Source organism: Paenalicyclobacillus cellulosilyticus (genome assembly GCF_014647315.1).
Lineage (GTDB): Bacteria > Bacillota > Bacilli > Alicyclobacillales > Alicyclobacillaceae > Alicyclobacillus_J > Alicyclobacillus_J cellulosilyticus.
Genome location: NZ_BMOY01000015.1, coordinates 23,139 through 41,742, shown reverse-complemented (window position 1 = coordinate 41,742; position 18,604 = coordinate 23,139). Strand labels below are relative to the sequence as shown.

Genomic DNA, 18,604 nt, shown 5'->3' with positions numbered 1-18,604 from the left:
GTGAACGGCTCTTTTTTTGCCCGCTCCGTGAAACGCGCGCAGGTCGGTGCCGTGTGGTCGCGACAATCGAAGCTTTCCCTGGATTGATGGAGGTGCAACGTTGGCGCGCGGAAGATCCAAATTGTCGATCATCCCCCTCGGCGGTGTGGGCGAGATCGGCAAAAACATGACAGCGTATACGTACGGCAATGACATCATCGTCGTCGATGCGGGTTTGAAGTTTCCGGAAGAGGACATGCTTGGCGTGGATGCCGTCATTCCGGACATCACGTATCTGCTTGAGCACCGCGATAAGGTACGGGGGATATTCCTCACGCACGGCCATGAGGACCACATCGGCGGATTGCCGTATGTGTTGAAAAGCCTGAACGTCCCCGTTTACGGGACGCGCCTGACCTTGGGGTTGGTCGAAAACAAGCTCAAGGAGCACGGTTTGACCGATACGGTCAAACTGCATGTGATGGATGGCAATGCGCAGGTCCACGCCGGTCCGTTCCGGGTTTCTCTCTTCTATCTGAACCACAGCATCCCCGATACGGCCGGTTTCGCGATTGAGACGCCGGAAGGCGTGGTGGTCCACACCGGGGACTTCAAGTTCGACCATACCCCCGTGGACGGCCGCCACGCCGACCTGCACAAGTTGGCCGCACTCGGCCAGCGCGGCGTGTTGGCGCTCGTCTCGGACAGCACCAACGCGGAACGGCCTGGCTTCACGCCGTCCGAGCGCACGGTGGGAAAGGCCATCGAGGACATCATCAGCCAAGCGCCGGGACGCATCATCCTGGCGACGTTCGCATCGAACATCCACCGCATTCAACAGGTGATTGCGGCGGCCGAGCGGCACCGGCGCAAGGTGGCGGTCGTCGGGCGCAGCATGGTGAACAACATCCAGATCGCCATGCAACTTGGGTACTTGCACATCCACCCCGGCACCCTGATTGACGTCGATGACATCGGCAAGATGGCCCCGGAGAAGCTGGTCATCCTCTCGACCGGCAGCCAGGGTGAGCCCATGTCCGCATTGACGCGCATGGCGCGCGCTGCGCACCGCAAGGTGGAGATCATGCCGGGCGATACGGTGGTCCTGGCCAGTTCGCCCATCCCGGGGAACGAAAAGTATGTGGCGCGCACCATCGACCAGCTGTTCCGGGTCGGCGCCAACGTGATCTATCAAGGTGTGCACGTATCGGGCCACGGGAGCCAAGAAGAATTGAAGCTGATGCTCAACCTCACGCGGCCCAAGTACTTCTTGCCGGTGCACGGCGAGTTTCGCATGCAACGCCAGCACGCTGAACTGGCGAAGGCGGTGGGTGTCCACCCGGACCATATCTTCATCCTTGACCTCGGCGACGTAGTGGAGTTTGAAGGTGGCCAAGCCCGGCTTGCCGGACGGGTGACCGCGGGCACGGTGATGATCGATGGCTTGGGCGTCGGCGACGTGGGGAACATCGTGCTCCGGGACCGCAAGCTGTTGTCGCAGGACGGCATCCTGGTGGTGGTGGTCACGCTCTCGAAGGCGACGGGTTCAATCCTGTCCGGACCGGATATCATCTCGCGCGGTTTCGTCTATGTGCGTGAATCGGAAGCGCTGTTGGAGGAAGCCAACAAATTGGTGGAAGCCACCTTGGTCCGCATGGTGTCAGACAACATCAGCGAGTGGTCGTCGCTGAAAACGGCGGTGCGGGATACCCTCGGCCGTTTCTTGTACGAACAGACGCGACGGCGGCCGATGATCCTGCCCATCATCATGGAAGCATAACCTGCGGATGCGGGTGCCTGGCGGACGCTCATGGCCGCCAGGCTTTTCGATTTTCTGCGCGGGATCGGCGCGTGCTTCGGGATGCGTGCCGTCGGGTATGGGTGCATGGCCGGTGTCTCATACTAGCTAGCGTTCGACGAGGCGGCATATCGCCTTGAACGCGCAGGAAAGGGGCGACCTTATGCCAGGGGAAAAAGCGTGGCCGAATATGGAGAGCGCCGGTGCGGACGAGGAGACGCTGGCGCCGGCACCCGCGCCCGCAGAGAGCGCAGCCGTCGTGCAAAGCGTGCAAGCCTTGGGCCAGACGGACCCCATTCGGGCGGATTCCAACATTTTCTGCCTGACCATCGTCGGTCAAGTCGAAGGGCATCTCGTATTGCCGCCTCAAAACAAGACCACCAAATATGAGCATGTGATCCCGCAGCTGGTCGCGGCGGAACAAAGCGAGAAGATTGAAGGGGTGCTGGTCATTCTCAACACGGTGGGCGGCGATGTCGAAGCGGGTTTGGCCATCGCGGAGATGATCGCCAGTTTGAGCAAGCCGACCGTCTCCCTCGTCCTCGGCGGCGGGCACAGCATCGGCGTGCCGATTGCGGTTGCGGCGGACTACTCGTTCATCGCCGAAACCGCTTCCATGACCATCCATCCCATCCGTTTGACCGGCATGGTGATCGGCGCACCGCAATCATTCGAATATCTAGAAAAGATGCAAGAACGGGTAACCCGCTTCGTCGTCAGTCATTCGCGTATCAGCGAAGCGGTGTTTCGTGAATTGATGCTCAACACCGGCGAGATGGCGCGGGACATCGGCACCACGGTGGTGGGCCGGGACGCGGTGAGGTACGGGTTGATCGATGAGGTCGGCGGCATTGGCCAAGCCATGGCCAAGCTCAACGCGCTCATCGCTGCGCGGCGCGGAACCCAGGTGACTGGACAGGGGGTGCAGTGACTTGGTGATGTGGACCATCGTGCCCGCGTCGTTGCTTTGGGACGGGTTTGGCGAATCGTCGCCGCGATGGGTGGAGGTGGAGCATGAAGGCGTCACCATGTTGGTCGTTCCGCAGGGTGACGGCTTTGCCAGGCTGGAGCGGCTCATCAGCCCGCGCCCCGGCGACTACCTGCGCCCGGAATGGCAACCTGGGGCGAGGATCTCTTTGGCAGGAAAAAGCCGCCTCTGACGCGAATTCTCCTGTACCTCGGCAAAGAGCGTGTTTGGAGCGCTCCCGCCGCTGTCCAGGAGGGCCAGATGGGCAAAAAGCAACACAGGCAGGATGTGCTTCGCTATGAACTCACCGGCTTGGGCCTGTTGACGCTCAGTGCGCTCGCGCTGGGGAAGCTGGGATTGGTCGGGCGCTACCTCGACGTGGCGTTCGTGTACCTGGCGGGATCGTGGAGCTTCCTCGTGCCCATCTTCATCGGATATGCAGCGGTGTACATGATGGTGCAGCGAGCCACATTTCCGTGGCACAGCCGCCACATGGGGCTCCTGGTGCTGTTCGTCACGTGGTTGACGGCGATGGAATTCGATTTGTATCAACGGATTGCTCCGTTGTACGCCGGGCAACCTGTGCCGTTGTACACCGCCACGCTCAACGCCATCAAGAACATGTGCGAACCGCTGTTTCACCCCGCGGACGTATCGGCAGAGCCGTCCGGTGCAGGGGGCGGTCTCATCGGGTATGTGTTCTTCGCGGTCGCACACGCCTTGTTCTCCACCGTCGGTACCATGCTCGTGCTGGCTGTCGGTGCGCTCATCGGCGCAGCGCTGGTGACGCAGCAGTCGCTGGTGGCCGGTGTCCAGCGCGGCACCCGCTGGGTGGAGCGGCAGTTGGAGAAAGCTTGGTCCGCGTGCCGCCAGTACATCGCGGTGCTGTTCAGCGCCGAACGTGCCACAGCGCGCACCAAGTCCCGAGCAGGGAGACAACGTCCCGGCCCATCGCGCCGCCAAGTGGCGGAGGTGGTGCTCGAAGGCGAGGTGGTGGCCGAAGAGGACCAGGATGTGGCGGCGGATGCGGCGCAACCCATGGCGCAGGATCAACCCCCCGTGGTCCGTGATTTCGCGGAATTCGCCCGGCCGCCGCGGCTCGATCCAGAAGGACCGCCGCAGCCATGGGTCGAACAGGTGGGCAACGCGCTTGTCGTGCGCTACCCTCCGCACCAACAGCCCGCCTGGACAAAAGGTCAAGAGGGAGGCCGCGGGGAATCAGTCCGGACGGGGGCAGAAGATGCTTCCTGGATGAGTCCGCCGGTGCGGAACGAAAGTTATCAACTCCCGCCGCTCTCGATGTTTGCGTTGCCCGAACCGGCCAAGGGCGGGTTCAATCTGCGCAGCGCGCAGGAGAAGGCACGCAAGTTGGAGACCACCCTCGAAAGCTTCGGTGTCCAGGTGAAGGTCCTGGAGATCAGCCGCGGGCCTGCGGTCACCCGCTTCGAGGTCCAGCCGGCCGTGGGGGTGAAGGTCTCGCGCATCCTCAGCCTGCAGGACGACATCGCACTGGCGCTGGCGGCGCGGGACATCCGGATTGAGGCGCCTGTGCCTGGGAAATCGGTCATCGGGATTGAGGTGCCGAACGCAGAGGTCGCGGTGGTCACGCTGCGGGAAGTGCTCGAGTCCCCTGAGTTCCAGCAGGAGCCAAGTCTGCTCGCGGTCGCGTTGGGAAGGGATATCACCGGCGCGGCCATCGTGGGCAACTTGCAGAAAATGCCGCACCTGTTGGTGGCCGGGGCCACCGGTTCCGGCAAGAGCGTGTGCATCAACGGGATCATCGCCTCCATCCTGACCCGCGCCAAGCCGCATGAGGTCAAATTCTTGATGATTGACCCAAAGATGGTGGAGTTGAGCGTCTACAACGGCATTCCGCACCTGTTGGCACCGGTGGTCACCGATCCGCGCAAGGCGGCGTTCGCTTTGAAGAAGGTCGTCCAGGAGATGGAGTCGCGTTACCAGGCGATGGCGGAGCGCGGCGCGCGCGACATCGAACGCTTTAACCAACTTGTGCGCCAGGACGGCGGCGATCCCTTGCCGTACATCGTCGTGATCATCGACGAGTTGGCGGACTTGATGATGGTGGCGCCAGGCGAGGTGGAAGACGCCATCTGCCGGATTGCCCAGATGGCGCGGGCGGCCGGCATCCATTTGATTGTTGCCACGCAACGCCCGTCGGTGGACGTGATCACCGGGCTCATCAAGGCGAACATCCCAAGCCGGATTGCGTTCATGGTTTCGTCCATGGCGGACTCGCGCACCATCCTCGACGCCGGCGGAGCGGAAAAGCTGCTCGGGCGGGGCGACATGCTGTACCTCCCCGGCGGCGCGTCCAAGCCGACGCGGGTACAAGGCGTATTCGTGTCGGAAGCGGAGATTGAGCGCTTGGTGGCGTTCGTCAAGGCGCAGCAGCACGCGGTGTACACCGTCGATCTCCAACACGGCGGCGAGGACGACGGGAGTGCGGACACAGGCGACCTCGATCCGCTGTTCGTCGAGGCGATGGATTTGGTATTGGACCAGGGGCAGGCGTCCGTCTCGATGTTGCAACGCCGGTTTCGCATCGGATACGCGCGGGCGGCCAGGATCATCGATCAATTGGAACAGCACGGGCTCATCGGCCGGTTTGAGGGTTCCAAGCCGCGCGAGGTTCGCATTGACAAGGCGCAGTGGGAACAGATCAAGTCGACGTTTCGCGTGCATGGAAACGGGTGATGGAACAGCCGCCAAGAGGGATATTTTCGCCGCAACCCCGATAAGGTGTGATAGAGCGGACGAGCGAGGGGGACGGCGGCATGAAGATGAAGGGGATGCAGTGGCGCCTGCGCGCGGGCGCATGGTTTGCGGTGATGGCACTCGGTGTCATGTACGCATGGGTCACAGCCGGGCTCGAACATCACACAGGGGTGGAGCAGGCAGGAAGAGGACAGGCCGGGTTGGGCCAAACCGTGCTCGGGCGGCCGTCCGCCACAGGAGCGGTGCCGCAAACCGCAAGCCCCATCGCAGCCGGCGTTGGGCAGAGCGGTCAGGGAGAGCAGTCGCCCGATGTACCCGATGCGGTGGTGGAGACGATTGCCTCCGCACTGGCGCCGGTGGCGGGAGTCACGGAATTGGTCGTCCAGTCCGCGGGGCAAGGATACGATGTGGCGGCGGAGGTCGATCTCGGTGCGTATGCGGATGCGGCGTTGGTGGCGGCGGCGCACCGGGATGTCGATGTTTTCTTCCCGGCGGTCTACCGGTTGGCGCTGCCGATTGAGAATGCCCGCATCTACTTTTTTGTGGATGGGCGCTTGACAGGAGGGGCAGAGCTGCCGCGGCAAGCGTACCGGCAAACCATGGCAGCCAATTCTGCCCGCCCAGGCGATCTCGCTGCCGTGCTGGCGAAGGCGAACGGTGCAGACGGAGCGTGGTTCTTCGTTCAAGGCGCGTCGGGCATGCCGACCATGTAGGCTTCCGTATAGATGATGTGATGGCGGCGGATCTCCTTGAGCAGCGCGCGCACCACCGGTCGATGGCCGGTGCGCATCAAGGTTTCGATGATGGTGTGCGCCGTAAAGGGTTCGTCGAGTGCGCTTTGGACTTCGGGATTCTCGTCCAAGCACGACAGCCAACGGTCATCGTATTGGTCTTTGCGGCGTTTTCGGTAGGCTCGCTCATACAGGTCTTTCACCGTGAACGGAGCATGCACCATCCGCAGATAAAATTCCAACTGATAAAAAGCCTTCGCGACCGACAGGTGCTCGCGAGCACTTTCAGACATTTCATATCCTCCCTCTCGAGCCTATTATCCTGGGAATCGGGCGGAAAGGCAAGGTACCCGCGGGGCATGGTATAATGGACACATCGGATGGAGTTGGAAATCACATCGGGATGGAAATCACGCTGCTGGCCGCGTCGCCATGCATCAGGGCGGCGTGTCTTCTTTCGCGTGGAGCGCGCATCACTCATCATGGACAGGGGCGATGGCGTGGTACGTGCCTGCTGCCAAAAGGCGTTGCGAGCGTTGACATGGGTCGTCATCGCCGTGTGCACCGGATGTGGCGTCCCCGACCTGGCGCATATGCGACCCACGGCTTGGAAACCGGCCGCGGAAGTGGTCCTCGTCGGCACGGCCGCAGGGTGGAATGCGGACACCGTGACGCGCCTGGCGGCTCAAGACGGTATGGTGGCCCGGGTGGTCCCGGCAGCACCCGCATCGTGGCAGGCCGTGCTGGGACGCGAGGTGATGCGGGCGAGCGGCGTTTTATTTCTCGTCGTGTTCCCCGGTCCCGTTCCTCAAGATGCATGGCGTTTTGCCGCGGCACACCCAGCATCGCGCTTTGAGTTTTGCGGGACCAATCTCCCCGGCGGGTCGCCGCCGGCCAATGTGCGCGCGATGGTCCCGGACGCTGCCGCTGCCGGCTACTGGGCGGGATGGCTGGCAGGGCAACTTGCAGCCGGGCGCAAAACGCTGTCCGTGGGCTGGTACGACGCGCTTCCATCCAACCGTTTCGCGTCGGGCAACCCGGTACAAACGTCATTCCCGCGCACTGCGGGTGTCAACCGTGCGTGGCTGCGGACGGCTGTCCGGGCGGCGCTCGTTGGCTTGTACACGTCCTATCCGGCGGTATCGCTGACCGAGGTGACCACGGCGTCAGCGGGCGGGACGGCTGCATCTGTGCCGGATGTGGTGGTGTCCGTTTCGCCGCCGCCTGCCTGGTTGGCCACGGCGATGGCTCAACGCCAGGGTGTACTGGTGGTGTTGACCGGTGTGACGCCGGTGGGTGTGGCGGGAATGAGCCCGCGGGTGCCTGCGCCGCAAGACCTGTCGGCGGATTTGACGGCTTGGGCCCAACGCGCGTGGCACCCAGGGGTGACCACGTTGGGCGGGCCGCGCGCGTTGAGCGTGACGGCATTGCCGGCCACACTCACGGCGACGTGGCGGATCGCCGCTGCCGGCACCGCCTTGACGCCTGCGCTTGTGGACCGCTTGTGGGCGTCTCTCCCGGATGTGGTCCGTGCGGCTTGGTCCGTCTGGGTCCCATGAAATGAAAAACGTTTTTTCATCCAAGTTGTCCGGTATATCTTGGCGAGCGCAGGATGAGCCTAGGCGAAGAAGGAGTCGGGCGAATCGTGTCGAATCATGGTTCCGACGGCTTATTGAACCAGGAAGCGGCGGAGTTTTACTTCCAGTATCGAATCAAGCGGGACAGACCGGGATTACTCGGCGACATCGCGTCGCTGTTGGGGATGCTCGGGTTCAACATTCTGCAACTCGGGGGCGTCTCTGAAGCTGAACGAGGGTTCCTGTTGCGGACGACGCGCCCGGAGAACGCAGAGATCCTGCGCGCCATCGTCGAGCGGTTGGAAGATGTGGAACTGGCCGCGCTCAGGCCGCCGTCGTTGCGGGACCGGATTGCATTGCGGCATGGCCGTTTCATCGAGCGCAGCGACGCGGAGAAACGCACCTATCGTTTCGTGCGGGATGAGTTGGGTGTCTTGGTCGATTTCATGGGGGAGTTGTTTAAACGTCCGGGCCGTCAGGTCATCGGATTGCGCGGACAGCCGCGGGTCGGCAAAACGGAGGCGATTGTCGCGGCGGCCGTTTACGCCAACAAGCGCTGGCTTTTGGTGTCTTCGACGATGCTCAAGCAAACGCTGCTCGAGGAGATGCCGGATACACCGCCGACCGAGCAAGTGGTTTACATCATCGACGGAGCCGTGTCGACCCTGCGTGGCAGCGAGGACCATCTGCGCGTGGTGGAAGAGGTTTGCCGCCAGCCGGCGCCTGTCGTCATCGAGCACCCGGACGTCTTCGTGCGCCGGTCGCGGTTCTCGTGGGACTTGTTCGACCTCGTCATCGAGTTGCGCCGCGATCCGGACGAACCGATTGAACCTGAACGGTATGAGCGGGAGACCGAAGCATGGCACGGTGAATAACCGGGCCTCCGTCGGTTGAGGCACCATGAGGAGGTGGTCAGGGTGGAGGATGAACGACTGCGCGAACTGGGAATGCGGCTCAAACGGGAGCGGGAACGCCTGGGTTTGGATTTGGGGCGCGTCCAGGCAGAGACGAAAATCCGCACCAGGTATTTGGAAGCCATCGAGGCGGGCGACTGGAGCGTGCTGCCCGGAGAAGTCTACGCGCGCGGCTTCGTCCGTACGTACGCCCGTTTTTTAGGATTGGACGGTTCGGCGTTGCTAAGGGAATTTCTGGATTCGTCCGACCAGCCCTCCGCCATGGCGGGGAACACATCCGCGCCCGGTCCGAATCCGGACCGCACGCCCGCGTCCGCCCAGCCAACCGGACAAGGTGTAAGCATGCCTCGTTCTGGTCCTTCCAAAGCGATGCCATCCGCGCGCGTGCCTGCTGCATCCGCACCGCCTGTGTATCGCACCCGGCGCCGTGCAGCGGATGTGCATCGCACACCGCGCGGGTGGGCCGGACAAGTGTTTGTGGTCGCCGGGATCCTGGTACTGTTGGCGGGCGGTGTCTGGTATTTGAACCGGCATCCCGGCGGGCGGGCAACCACGGGAACGCCGGCGCCGACGCAGACGCCGAACACACAGACTGGTTCGGGCGCAGGCGGTACATCCCATTCGCATACGGGTATGTCCAATACAGCGCGGCATCCGAAGCGTCCCACGTCGCCGGCGCCTTTGCGCACGACGGTCATCGCGGCTCCGTTTGACCCGCATCGGTTGGTGCAGACGTACGCTGTCGCGACCACGCTCCCGTTGTCGGTGACGATGAGCGTTACTTCGCCGTGCTGGGTCAGCGTGAGCGCGGACGGGCAGACCGTGGACGTGAGTGAGATCCTTCAGCCTGGTTCACCGAGGTCATGGCAGGGGGAACAGACGGTATCGATTCGCTTGGGGCATGTGCAAGGGGTTCAACTCTCGGTGAATGGGCAGCAAGTCCCCTTACCGGCGACCAATGCCGCCATCGATGTGGTGTTCAACCGTACGCCGCCTGGTCCTCCCAACGGGCAGACGGGGTCGCCGAGTGCAGGTCCGTGAGGGGGCTTGCGCGCATGCATGCTTGTCGTGCGCATGGATGCATGTGCTCCGAGGACGGTATGTTGCCGCGTCTTTTTGACACCTGCGGCGAGGCTGCGCTATACTAATTTTACCTTCGCACGGACGGGAACAGAAAGAGCAAGGGCGGAGAGGTTGTGGTCAGAAGCGGCCAAGGGCAGGTGACCGTTCGTCGCTGCCGAGTGCAGAATTCGGTCCAACGATTGGGGCGTGCGTCTGATTGAATCTGGCTAACCGCATCACGATAGCCAGAATTTTTTTAGTCCCAGTGGTCGTGTTTCTGCTGCTGGTACGTTACAACTTCTGGTCTGTGACCATCAATCACCGCACCACCACAGGCAGCGAAATGATTGCGGCGCTGGTGTTCATCGCCGTGGCGAGCACCGATGCGCTCGACGGGTACATCGCGCGCAAGCGCCGTTTGATTACCAACTTCGGGAAGATGTTGGACCCCTTGGCCGACAAACTGTTGGTCTCCGCTGTGCTCATCAGCCTGGTGGAGATGCAGCGGCTTTCTGCTTGGGTCGCCATTCTTATCATCAGCCGCGAATTTGCGGTCACAGGTCTGCGTTTGGTCGCCGCCGCGGAAGGCGTGGTCATTGCCGCGAGCAAGCTCGCCAAGTGGAAGACGGCGACGCAGATTGTGGCGATGGTGGCCTTGATGATGAACAACTTCCCGTTCTCCATCGTGGGGTTCCCCTTCGACGTGGTGATGGTCTACGTGATGGTCGCCGTCACCGTCTGGTCCGGCATCGATTACTTCATCCGGAACAAGCAGGTCTTCGGTCCGGAACGGTAACGACGGAGGCCGCGAGACACCGGTTGTCTTGCGGTGAAAGCGGGGTGACAGCATGACCGCCGCGTGTCGGGCGGAACACATCGCCGTCGGTTCCGAGATCCTGCTCGGTCAGATTGCGAACGGCCATGCACAAACCATTTCCAGGGCGTTTGCCTTGCATGGCTTTTTTCTATTCCATCACACTGCGGTGGGCGACAACTTCGAACGCATCGTGAAGGTGTTCGAGGTGGCCGCAAGGCGTTCCAACGTCGTCGTCGTGACCGGGGGCTTGGGGCCGACGGACGATGACCTGACGAAGGAGGCGTTGGCCGCGTTCCTCGGCCGCCCATCGGAACTTTCACCGGAAGCCCTGCGGCAGCTCGAGTCTTGGTTCGCCGCGCGCGGGCGCAAGATGCCGGAGCAGAACCGCAAGCAAGCGTACCGGATTGCAGGCGGCGAGCTGCTCCCCAATCCAAACGGGACGGCACCCGGTGTGTACGTGTGCGCGAATGGGGTGCACTACTTCTTATTGCCCGGCCCGCCGCTGGAAATGGAGCCGATGCTGCAGCATGAGGTCATTCCCCGCCTGAAGCAGATCTTTGGGGGCGGGCAGGTGTTGGTGTCGCGGGTGATCCATTTCTGCGGAATTGGGGAATCTGACGTGGATGCTGCCATCAAAGACCTGACCGGTATGGCCAATCCCACCGTGGCACCGTTGGCGGGCGAAGGGGAGATGTTGTTGCGGATCACGGCCGCGGCTGACCATGAGGAGGGCGCGCGGGCGTTGATCCAGCCTGTGGAAGACGAGATCCTGCGGCGGTTCGGATCGTACGTGTACGGGTTTGACGATGAGACCATCGCGAGCGCCGTGGGCAAGGCGCTGCGGCAGGCAGGAGCGACGCTCGCGGTCGCCGAGAGTTGCACCGGCGGCTTGGTTTCATCTATGATTACGGCGGTCCCCGGGGCGTCAGACTACATGTTGGGCGGTGTCACGGCGTACCACAACCAGGCCAAGGTGGCTTGGCTCGGTGTCCGCGAGGAGACGTTGGCGAGGTTCGGCGCCGTCTCAGAGCAGACGGCGCTCGAGATGGCGCAGGGCGTACGTGAACGATTTGCCGCCACGTACGGCTTGGCGACGACCGGCATCGCGGGACCGGGGGGAGGAAGTCCGCAGAAGCCGGTCGGCCTGGTGTTCGGCGCCGTGGTCGGACCGGACGGCCGGCAGACGGTGGTTCGCATGCAGTGGCGCGGTTCACGGGAACAGGTGCGCCTGCGTTCCGCCAAACGTGTGCTTTGGGAGTTGCTCAAGCTCGTCAGCCCACGTGCGGAGGCATTCCCTGGTGCACAATCCAGAGCATGAGGATGAGCAAAGGGATGGAAGAACGAAATATGGAAGAAAAAACAACAGAAAAGGTGAATACACAAGTGACCTCTTTTCAGGATTTTGGTTTAAGCCGGCGCGTGCAACAGGCCATCGACGACATGGGGTATGAGGAGCCGTCCCCGATTCAGGCGGCGTGTATTCCGCTGATTTTGGAAGGTAAGGACGTCATCGGCCAAGCGCAGACCGGAACGGGCAAAACGGCGGCGTTTGGCATCCCCATCGTCGAACGGGTGACCACGGAGCCGCGTGTGCAAGCCTTGGTGCTTGCACCCACGCGCGAGTTGGCGATCCAGGTGGCCGGCGAATTCCGCAAGATCGCCAAGTACAAGCGGGTACGCACCCTTCCTATCTACGGCGGGCAGTCCATCGGGCACCAGATCCGCGCCTTGCAGCAGGGAGTGCAGGTGGTCATCGGCACCCCCGGGCGGGTGTTGGACCACATCCGCCGCGGTACCTTAAAATTGCAGTCCGTGCAGACGGTGGTGCTCGATGAGGCGGATGAGATGCTCGACATGGGATTCATCGACGACATCGAGGCCATCTTGCGCGAGACGCCGAGCGAACGTCAGACCTTGCTCTTTTCCGCCACGTTCCCTCCGGAGGTGCGCAGGCTCGCTGTCCGGTACATGCGCTCGCCGGAGCACGTGACGGTGACGCGGGGCGAGATGACCGCGCCGCTCACGGAGCAGGTCTATTACAAGGTCCTTGAACGCAACAAGCTGGAGAGCCTCTGCCGCATCATCGACAGCGAGGAGGTAGCGCTCGGCATCATTTTCTGCCGCACCAAGCGGGGCGTCGACGAGCTGGTGGAGGCGCTGTTGGCCCGAGGTTATCTGGTGGACGGCTTGCACGGCGATCTCAGCCAGGCGCAGCGGGATCGGGTCATGAAAAAGTTTCGCCAAGGTGAGATCGAGCTCTTGGTGGCCACCGATGTGGCGGCACGCGGACTGGACGTGGAAAACGTGACCCACGTCATCAATTACGACATGCCGCAGGACCCGGAGTCGTACGTCCACCGGATCGGCCGCACAGGACGCGCCGGCAAGCGCGGATTGGCCATCACGCTGGTGACGCCGCGCGAGTTCAAGCTGCTCAAGCAGATTGAGCGTGAGACCGGTGCGAAGATGACGGCGCGGGACGTCCCATCGCTCGCGGACGTGGCGGAACGGCAAGCCGAGATGTGGCGCAACCGGATTGTGGAGGCCATTCAAGAGGGAGGTCTCGGCCACTACCGGGCCATCCTCGGCAACATCGTCGACGAGTACGACCCCATCGACATCGCGTGCGCGCTGCTCAAAATTGCGTCTTCCGGCGAATTGGAGGCGTCGGAGCAAGCCGACTACGACTTCGGCGACACCGGGGCGACGCCGGGGATGGTGCGTTTCTTCGTCAATATCGGGCGCAGCAACCGGATCAGCCCGGCGGATCTCGTCCGCACCATCGCCGAGGAAGCGGGGGTGCCCGGCCAAGCCATCGGGAAGATCGATATTTTCGACCGGTTCACGTTCGTCGAGGTGGAGCAAGAATCGGCGCCTTTTGTATACGAAGCGCTGCGCCAGAGCCGGATCAACGGCGCTCGGGTCAACCTGGAGCCGGCCAAGCCGCGCACGCGCGCGCGTTGACGGGCAACGCGCTGTACGGACGCAGCGCTTCGGATTCGGGGCATCAGATTGGGTCACCGCCGCGGCAAGCCGCGGCGGTTTTGTGTCCCGGGAAGCGAACACATGTTTGCGCGATGGATACGAATTGATACAATGGAAAGCAGGAAAGGACGTTGGACGAGCCGAATGGCTGATGTGTACGGATGTTTGAACCATGGGAGGATGCTGCACGATGATGAACGACCGGCGCGCTGCTCTGGACCAAGCCTTGAAGCAGATTGAGCGTCAATTTGGCAAAGGTTCTATCATGCGCCTGGGTGAAGCCGCGTCGATGAGCGTTGAGACCATCCCGACCGGCTGCATCGCCCTCGACATCGCCCTCGGCGTCGGCGGGTTGCCGCGCGGCCGGGTGGTCGAAATTTACGGCCCGGAATCGTCAGGCAAGACGACGGTGGCCCTGCACTGCATCGCGGAAGTGCAAAAGCGTGGCGGACAAGCCGCGTTCATCGACGCGGAGCACGCCTTGGACCCGCTGTACGCCAGCCGCGTGGGTGTGAACATCGACGAGTTGCTGATCTCGCAGCCGGATACTGGAGAACAAGCGCTGGAGATCGCGGAGGCGCTGGTGCGCAGCGGCGCGGTCGACATCATCGTCGTCGACTCGGTGGCTGCCCTGGTGCCCAAGAGCGAATTGGAAGGGGATATGGGGGATTCCCACGTCGGGCTGCAGGCGCGGTTGATGTCGCAAGCGTTGCGCAAGTTGGCCGGCGCCATCGGCAAATCGAAGACCATTGCCATCTTTATCAACCAAATTCGCGAAAAGGTCGGCGTGATGTTCGGCAACCCGGAGACCACGACCGGCGGCCGGGCGCTCAAGTTCTATTCCACCATCCGCTTGGAGGTGCGTCGTGCCGAGGCGTTGAAGCAGGGCAACGAGATCGTCGGCAGCAGGGTACGGATCAAGGTGGTCAAGAACAAGGTGGCCCCGCCATTCAAGCAGGTGGATGTCGACCTGATGTTCGGCGAAGGATTCTCGCGGGAAGGAAGCCTCATCGACCTCGGTGTCGAGATCGACATCATTCAGAAGAGCGGCGCATGGTATGCGTTCCGTGACGAACGGCTCGGCCAAGGCCGGGAGAATGCGAAGCAGTTTTTGAAGGAACATCCTGAAATCGCGGATCAGATTGAGGAGGAGATCCGCGCCCACTTCAACGTCGCGGCGGCCAAGTTGTCGATTGGTGCGGCGGAGGACGACGAGGAGGAGGCCTTCACGTTTGATGAATGAACAGCCGGTCGTCATCACGGGGCGCACCGGCGTGCCTGGCCGTGCCGATTGGTTACGTATTGAGCTTTCGAACGGCGAGGCGTTGGAGGTCCCGCTTGCGAGTTGGCTGGACCGAGGTCTGCGCCTGGGCCAGGCGGTGACCCCGGATTTGCTGCAGGCGTTGGCAGAAGATGCGGCGGAGGCAAAAGCGTATCAGCAGGCGCTCGCTTACCTGCAACGGAGAGACCGAACGGCGCAGGAGGTCCGTCGCTTCTTGCAACGAAAAAACGTTCCCGCGCCCGTGGCGGCCTCGGTGTTGCAACGCTTGCAGGCTGCCGGTTGGGTGGACGACGCGCGTTTTGTGCTCCGTTTTTGGGAGATGCACCGGGAGCAGATGAGCCGGCAGGAGATGCGGTGGCGGTTGCGGCAACGCGGTGCGGCGTCGTCGCTCATCGACACGGTGTTGGCGGGGAACGCGCCGGGTGCAGCAGACGGAGAAACAAGGGGTTCGGATGTGGAGAACAGCGAGCGGTCGGCCGCGCTCCGTCTGGCGGAAAAGTACTGGCGGACGCACGCTTCTCTGCCGTGGCTGCGGCGGAGGGAACGCTTGTCCGCGTGGTTGTACCGGCGGGGTTTCCCCGCCGCCGTCGTCCAAGACGCGGTGCGGGCGGTGGCGGTGCCGGAAGCAGGCGAGGAATGCGGACCAAAGCCGTAGCGTGAGGGCATCCACGAGCAAGGCGCGCTCCGTGCGTGTTTTTTATGATATTTTCATTTCATTTCTCCTCTTTGTTTTACATTTCCTCTCTGCGCATGGCGCACGCAGCGAATCCCGCGGTCGTCTCGGTGTCCGGCGGCGTGCGTTGCGTCAGCCACCTTTCCTTGACAAGGTTTGGTACCGAAAGCTACAATGGAAACGCGTATCGTTTGCGGCCTCTAGCTCGAACCGGTGGCACTTGCGGGTATACCTTCTGGCGTGTTCACACGGGAGAGCAAGGAGGCAATCGCAAGCATGACGCTTGTTGAATGGATTGTGTTGGCGCTGGTTGTGTTGGTGGCGCTGTCGGTCGGTTTCGGCGGCGGGTACTACGTACGCCGTTCGCTTGCGGAGGCGAAGATTGGCGCGGCCGAAGCGAAGGCCTTAGAGATCCTGGAAGCTGCGCAGCGGGACATCGAGGCGAAGCAGAAAGAGGCGCTGTTGGAAGCCAAAGAGGAAGCTCACCGCATCCGACAAGAGGCGGAGCGGGAGATCCGGGAGCGCCGGGCCGAGTTGCAAAAGCTGGAGCGCCGGGTTCTCCAAAAAGAGGAAGTACTGGACCGGAAATTGGAAGCCGTCGACCGCAAGGCGGAAGCCCTGCGCGAGCGGGAGCAGGAGATTGAACAATTGCGGGCGGAGATCAGCGAATTGCACGCCCAACAAGTGCGGGAGTTGGAGCGGATCTCCGGGTTGACCCGGGAGAGCGCCCGGGAAATCATCCTGGCCAACGTCGAACGGGAAAGCCGTCATGACGCCGCCCTGCTCATGAAGGAGATTGAGCAGGAAGCCAGGATGGAGGCGAACAAGCGGGCCCGCGACATCATCGCGACGGCCATTCAGCGGTGTGCGGCAGACCATGCTGCGGAGATCACGGTGTCCGTGGTGAATCTGCCGAATGACGAGATGAAGGGTCGCATCATCGGACGCGAGGGTCGAAACATCCGAACGCTGGAGACGCTGACGGGGGTGGATCTCATCATCGACGATACCCCGGAAGCGGTCATCCTGTCTGGGTTTGACCCGATTCGCCGCGAGATCGCCCGCTTGGCGCTGGAGCGGTTGGTGGCGGACGGACGCATCCATCCGGCGCGCATCGAAGAGATGGTGGAGAAGTCCCGGCGCGATATCGAGGAACTGATTCGCGAAGAGGGCGAGCAGGCGACGTTGGAGACAGGCGTTCATGGCCTGCATCCGGACTTGATCCGTTTGCTCGGGCGCTTGAAGTTCCGCACCAGCTACGGACAGAACGTCTTGAAGCACTCCATCGAGGTGGCGAACCTCGCGGGATTGATGGCGGCGGAACTCGGTCTCGACGTCGCCCTCGCCAAACGCGGCGGTCTGCTGCATGATATCGGGAAAGCCGTCACACACGAGGTGGAGGGCTCGCACGTCGAAATCGGCGTCGACCTGGCGAAGCGGTACAAGGAACACCCGGTGGTGATCAACGCCATCGCCGCGCACCACGGCGACGTCGAGTTCACCTCTCCCATCTCCGTGATTGTGGCCGCGGCGGACGCCATCTCGGCGGCGCGTCCCGGTGCGCGGCGAGAGACGTTGGAGGTCTACTTACGACGCCTGGAGAAGCTGGAGGCGATTGCCGAGGCGTTCGAGGGTGTGGAGAAGTCGTACGCCATTCAAGCCGGTCGCGAGATCCGCATCATTGTGAAACCTGAACTGGTCGACGATGCGGAGTCGGTGCGCATGGCGAAGGAGATCTCGAAGAAGATTCAGAGTGAGTTGGACTACCCTGGTCAAATCAAGGTGACCGTGATTCGGGAGACGAGAGCCGTCGAATACGCAAAATAGAGTAGCCGCGATGGCTACTCTATTTTTTACCGCGGACTGTCTGTGCCAAGAAGCGGTCAGAGGAGAAACGGCCTTGAAACTGCTATTTATCGGGGACATTGTGGGCGTGCCGGGTTGCCAGTATGTGCGCGAGGTATTGCCGGGTTTGCTGCGCGCGTTCAACCCAGATCTGGTGGTGGCCAACGCGGAGAACGCCGCGAACGGGAAGGGTTTGACGCGGAAGGCGGCTGAGCAGTTGTTCGACGCCGGCGTCGAAATCCTGACCTTGGGAAATCACGCCTGGGACCACAAAGACATCTTCACGTTCATCGACGAGGATCGGCGCATCATTCGACCCGCCAACTACCCGGAGGGAACACCCGGCTCAGGATACACGGTCTGCACCGTCCGCTCGCGGCCTGTGCTCATCGTCAACCTCATGGGCCGCACGTTCATGCAATCATTGGACTGCCCGTTCCGGGAAGTCGATCGCATCCTCGCGCTTCACCCGCACATTCATCACATCGTGGTCGACATGCACGCAGAGACGACTTCCGAAAAGTTGGCCATGGGATGGTACTTGGACGGACGCGCTTCGTTGGTGGTGGGGACGCATACGCATGTCCCGACGGCAGACGAGCGCGTCCTGCCCGGGGGAACGGCGTACATCACGGATGTCGGCATGGTCGGGCCGAGCGACGGGATCCTCGGCATCGACCGGGAGACGGTGATCCGCCGGTTCATCACGCAGTTGCCGAGCAAGTTTGCGGTGGCCAACGGCCCGCGCCAGTTTTGCGCGGTTCTGGTGGAACTCGACGACGCAACCGGCCGGGCGCGCTCGATTGAACGCGTGTACATCGCGGAGCAAACGCCTGCTCCAGGTGTTCAGGCGCGCCGCCGTGATCGCGATGTGTCGTCTTCCTTACAGGAATAGTCGCACGAGCGGCGAATATCGATATAATGTCCCAGTCCCGAGGTGAACGAGGAGGTCGTCGGTGCGTGGATGTGTTAAAGGTTTCTGCTAAGTCGAATCCGAATTCGGTAGCCGGGGCGCTGGCAGGTGTATTGAGGGAGCACGGCATTGCGGAAATTCAAGCCATCGGGGCGGGCGCGCTCAACCAAGCGGTAAAGGCGGTGGCCATCGCGCGCGGGTTCGTCGCGCCCAGTGGGGTGGACCTCGTTTGCATCCCGGCCTTCACCGACATCATGATCGACGGTGAGGAACGGACAGCCATCAAATTGATTGTCGAGCCGCGGTGAAGGTCGGTCGCATGGAT

Annotated in this window: 17 protein-coding genes; 16 read left to right on the top strand and 1 reads right to left on the bottom strand. The window is 62.5% G+C overall.

Annotated elements, in window-relative coordinates; genetic code table 11:
• Positions 1-166 precede the first annotated feature (166 nt).
• The 5 genes from IEX97_RS06330 to IEX97_RS06310 all read left to right on the top strand — a co-directional run bounded on the left by IEX97_RS06330 (position 167) and on the right by IEX97_RS06310 (position 6,193).
• On the top strand, positions 167-1,759 hold the full coding sequence (locus IEX97_RS06330; protein WP_229776524.1) for a ribonuclease J: 1,593 nt from the start codon (positions 167-169) through the stop codon (positions 1,757-1,759).
• A 181-nt stretch (positions 1,760-1,940) separates the two neighbouring features.
• Positions 1,941-2,708: a ClpP family protease gene (locus tag IEX97_RS06325; protein WP_373289416.1), complete on the top strand. Its 768-nt coding sequence runs from the start codon at positions 1,941-1,943 to the stop codon at positions 2,706-2,708.
• Positions 2,709-2,715: 7 nt separating this feature from the next.
• On the top strand, positions 2,716-2,937 hold the full coding sequence (locus IEX97_RS06320) for a YlzJ-like family protein (protein WP_229776522.1): 222 nt from the start codon (positions 2,716-2,718) through the stop codon (positions 2,935-2,937).
• Between the two features lie 68 nt (positions 2,938-3,005).
• Entirely contained in the window at positions 3,006-5,459 is a 2,454-nt protein-coding gene (locus tag IEX97_RS06315) for an FtsK/SpoIIIE family DNA translocase (RefSeq protein ID WP_188881813.1), read from the top strand.
• 80 nt (positions 5,460-5,539) lie between these two features.
• Positions 5,540-6,193 carry a hypothetical protein gene (locus IEX97_RS06310; RefSeq protein ID WP_188881810.1) on the top strand — a complete coding sequence of 218 codons (654 nt, stop codon included), beginning with the start codon at positions 5,540-5,542 and terminating at the stop codon, positions 6,191-6,193.
• Here the strand turns inward: IEX97_RS06310 and IEX97_RS06305 are convergent.
• The gene (locus IEX97_RS06305; RefSeq protein ID WP_188881808.1) at positions 6,163-6,504 is read right to left on the bottom strand and encodes a hypothetical protein; all 342 of its coding nucleotides are present in this window, start codon (positions 6,502-6,504) and stop codon (positions 6,163-6,165) included. The genes IEX97_RS06310 and IEX97_RS06305 overlap by 31 nt on opposite strands.
• Before the next feature lie 243 nt (positions 6,505-6,747).
• Between IEX97_RS06305 and IEX97_RS06300 the strand changes: the two genes are divergently transcribed.
• From IEX97_RS06300 to IEX97_RS06250, 11 genes are all read left to right on the top strand, one after another.
• Positions 6,748-7,770, top strand: a complete 1,023-nt coding sequence (locus IEX97_RS06300) for a hypothetical protein (protein WP_188881806.1) — start codon at positions 6,748-6,750, stop codon at positions 7,768-7,770.
• Positions 7,771-7,856: 86 nt separating this feature from the next.
• Positions 7,857-8,663 (top strand): DUF3388 domain-containing protein, encoded by an 807-nt coding sequence (locus IEX97_RS06295; protein WP_229776511.1) that lies wholly within the window; start codon positions 7,857-7,859, stop codon positions 8,661-8,663.
• Positions 8,664-8,705: 42 nt separating this feature from the next.
• Positions 8,706-9,743, top strand: coding sequence for a helix-turn-helix domain-containing protein (locus IEX97_RS06290; protein ID WP_188881803.1), 1,038 nt, complete (start codon positions 8,706-8,708; stop codon positions 9,741-9,743).
• A gap of 238 nt (positions 9,744-9,981) precedes the next feature.
• A complete protein-coding gene (gene pgsA, locus IEX97_RS06285; protein ID WP_188881802.1) occupies positions 9,982-10,560 on the top strand; it encodes a CDP-diacylglycerol--glycerol-3-phosphate 3-phosphatidyltransferase in 579 nt (192 codons plus the stop codon).
• 52 nt (positions 10,561-10,612) lie between these two features.
• Positions 10,613-11,899, top strand: coding sequence for a competence/damage-inducible protein A (locus IEX97_RS06280; RefSeq protein WP_188881800.1), 1,287 nt, complete (start codon positions 10,613-10,615; stop codon positions 11,897-11,899).
• Between the two features lie 65 nt (positions 11,900-11,964).
• Positions 11,965-13,545 carry a DEAD/DEAH box helicase gene (locus IEX97_RS06275; protein WP_188881798.1) on the top strand — a complete coding sequence of 527 codons (1,581 nt, stop codon included), beginning with the start codon at positions 11,965-11,967 and terminating at the stop codon, positions 13,543-13,545.
• A 214-nt stretch (positions 13,546-13,759) separates the two neighbouring features.
• Entirely contained in the window at positions 13,760-14,809 is a 1,050-nt protein-coding gene (recA, locus tag IEX97_RS06270; RefSeq protein WP_188881841.1) for a recombinase RecA, read from the top strand.
• The gene (locus tag IEX97_RS06265; RefSeq protein ID WP_229776521.1) at positions 14,802-15,503 is read left to right on the top strand and encodes a regulatory protein RecX; all 702 of its coding nucleotides are present in this window, start codon (positions 14,802-14,804) and stop codon (positions 15,501-15,503) included. The genes recA and IEX97_RS06265 overlap by 8 nt, the downstream gene beginning before the upstream one ends.
• Positions 15,504-15,797: 294 nt before the next feature.
• Positions 15,798-17,348, top strand: coding sequence for a ribonuclease Y (rny, locus tag IEX97_RS06260; protein WP_188881795.1), 1,551 nt, complete (start codon positions 15,798-15,800; stop codon positions 17,346-17,348).
• Positions 17,349-17,421: 73 nt separating this feature from the next.
• Complete coding sequence (locus tag IEX97_RS06255) at positions 17,422-18,261, top strand: TIGR00282 family metallophosphoesterase (protein ID WP_188881794.1); 840 nt, start codon at positions 17,422-17,424, stop codon at positions 18,259-18,261.
• 65 nt (positions 18,262-18,326) lie between these two features.
• Entirely contained in the window at positions 18,327-18,587 is a 261-nt protein-coding gene (locus IEX97_RS06250) for a stage V sporulation protein S (protein ID WP_188881792.1), read from the top strand.
• Positions 18,588-18,604: the final 17 nt, after the last annotated feature.

Excerpts from the sequence above, each read along its gene's own strand:
- recA (WP_188881841.1), top strand. The coding sequence starts at position 13,760 with ATGAACGACCGGCGCGCTGCTCTGGACCAAGCCTTGAAGCAGATTGAG.
- IEX97_RS06315 (WP_188881813.1), top strand. The coding sequence starts at position 3,006 with ATGGGCAAAAAGCAACACAGGCAGGATGTGCTTCGCTATGAACTCACC.
- IEX97_RS06325 (WP_373289416.1), top strand. The coding sequence starts at position 1,941 with ATGCCAGGGGAAAAAGCGTGGCCGAATATGGAGAGCGCCGGTGCGGAC.
- rny (WP_188881795.1), top strand. The coding sequence starts at position 15,798 with ATGACGCTTGTTGAATGGATTGTGTTGGCGCTGGTTGTGTTGGTGGCG.
- IEX97_RS06305 (WP_188881808.1), bottom strand. The coding sequence starts at position 6,504 with ATGTCTGAAAGTGCTCGCGAGCACCTGTCGGTCGCGAAGGCTTTTTAT.
- IEX97_RS06330 (WP_229776524.1), top strand. The coding sequence starts at position 167 with ATGACAGCGTATACGTACGGCAATGACATCATCGTCGTCGATGCGGGT.
- IEX97_RS06310 (WP_188881810.1), top strand. The coding sequence starts at position 5,540 with ATGAAGATGAAGGGGATGCAGTGGCGCCTGCGCGCGGGCGCATGGTTT.
- IEX97_RS06280 (WP_188881800.1), top strand. The coding sequence starts at position 10,613 with ATGACCGCCGCGTGTCGGGCGGAACACATCGCCGTCGGTTCCGAGATC.
- IEX97_RS06265 (WP_229776521.1), top strand. The coding sequence starts at position 14,802 with ATGAATGAACAGCCGGTCGTCATCACGGGGCGCACCGGCGTGCCTGGC.
- IEX97_RS06320 (WP_229776522.1), top strand. The coding sequence starts at position 2,716 with ATGTGGACCATCGTGCCCGCGTCGTTGCTTTGGGACGGGTTTGGCGAA.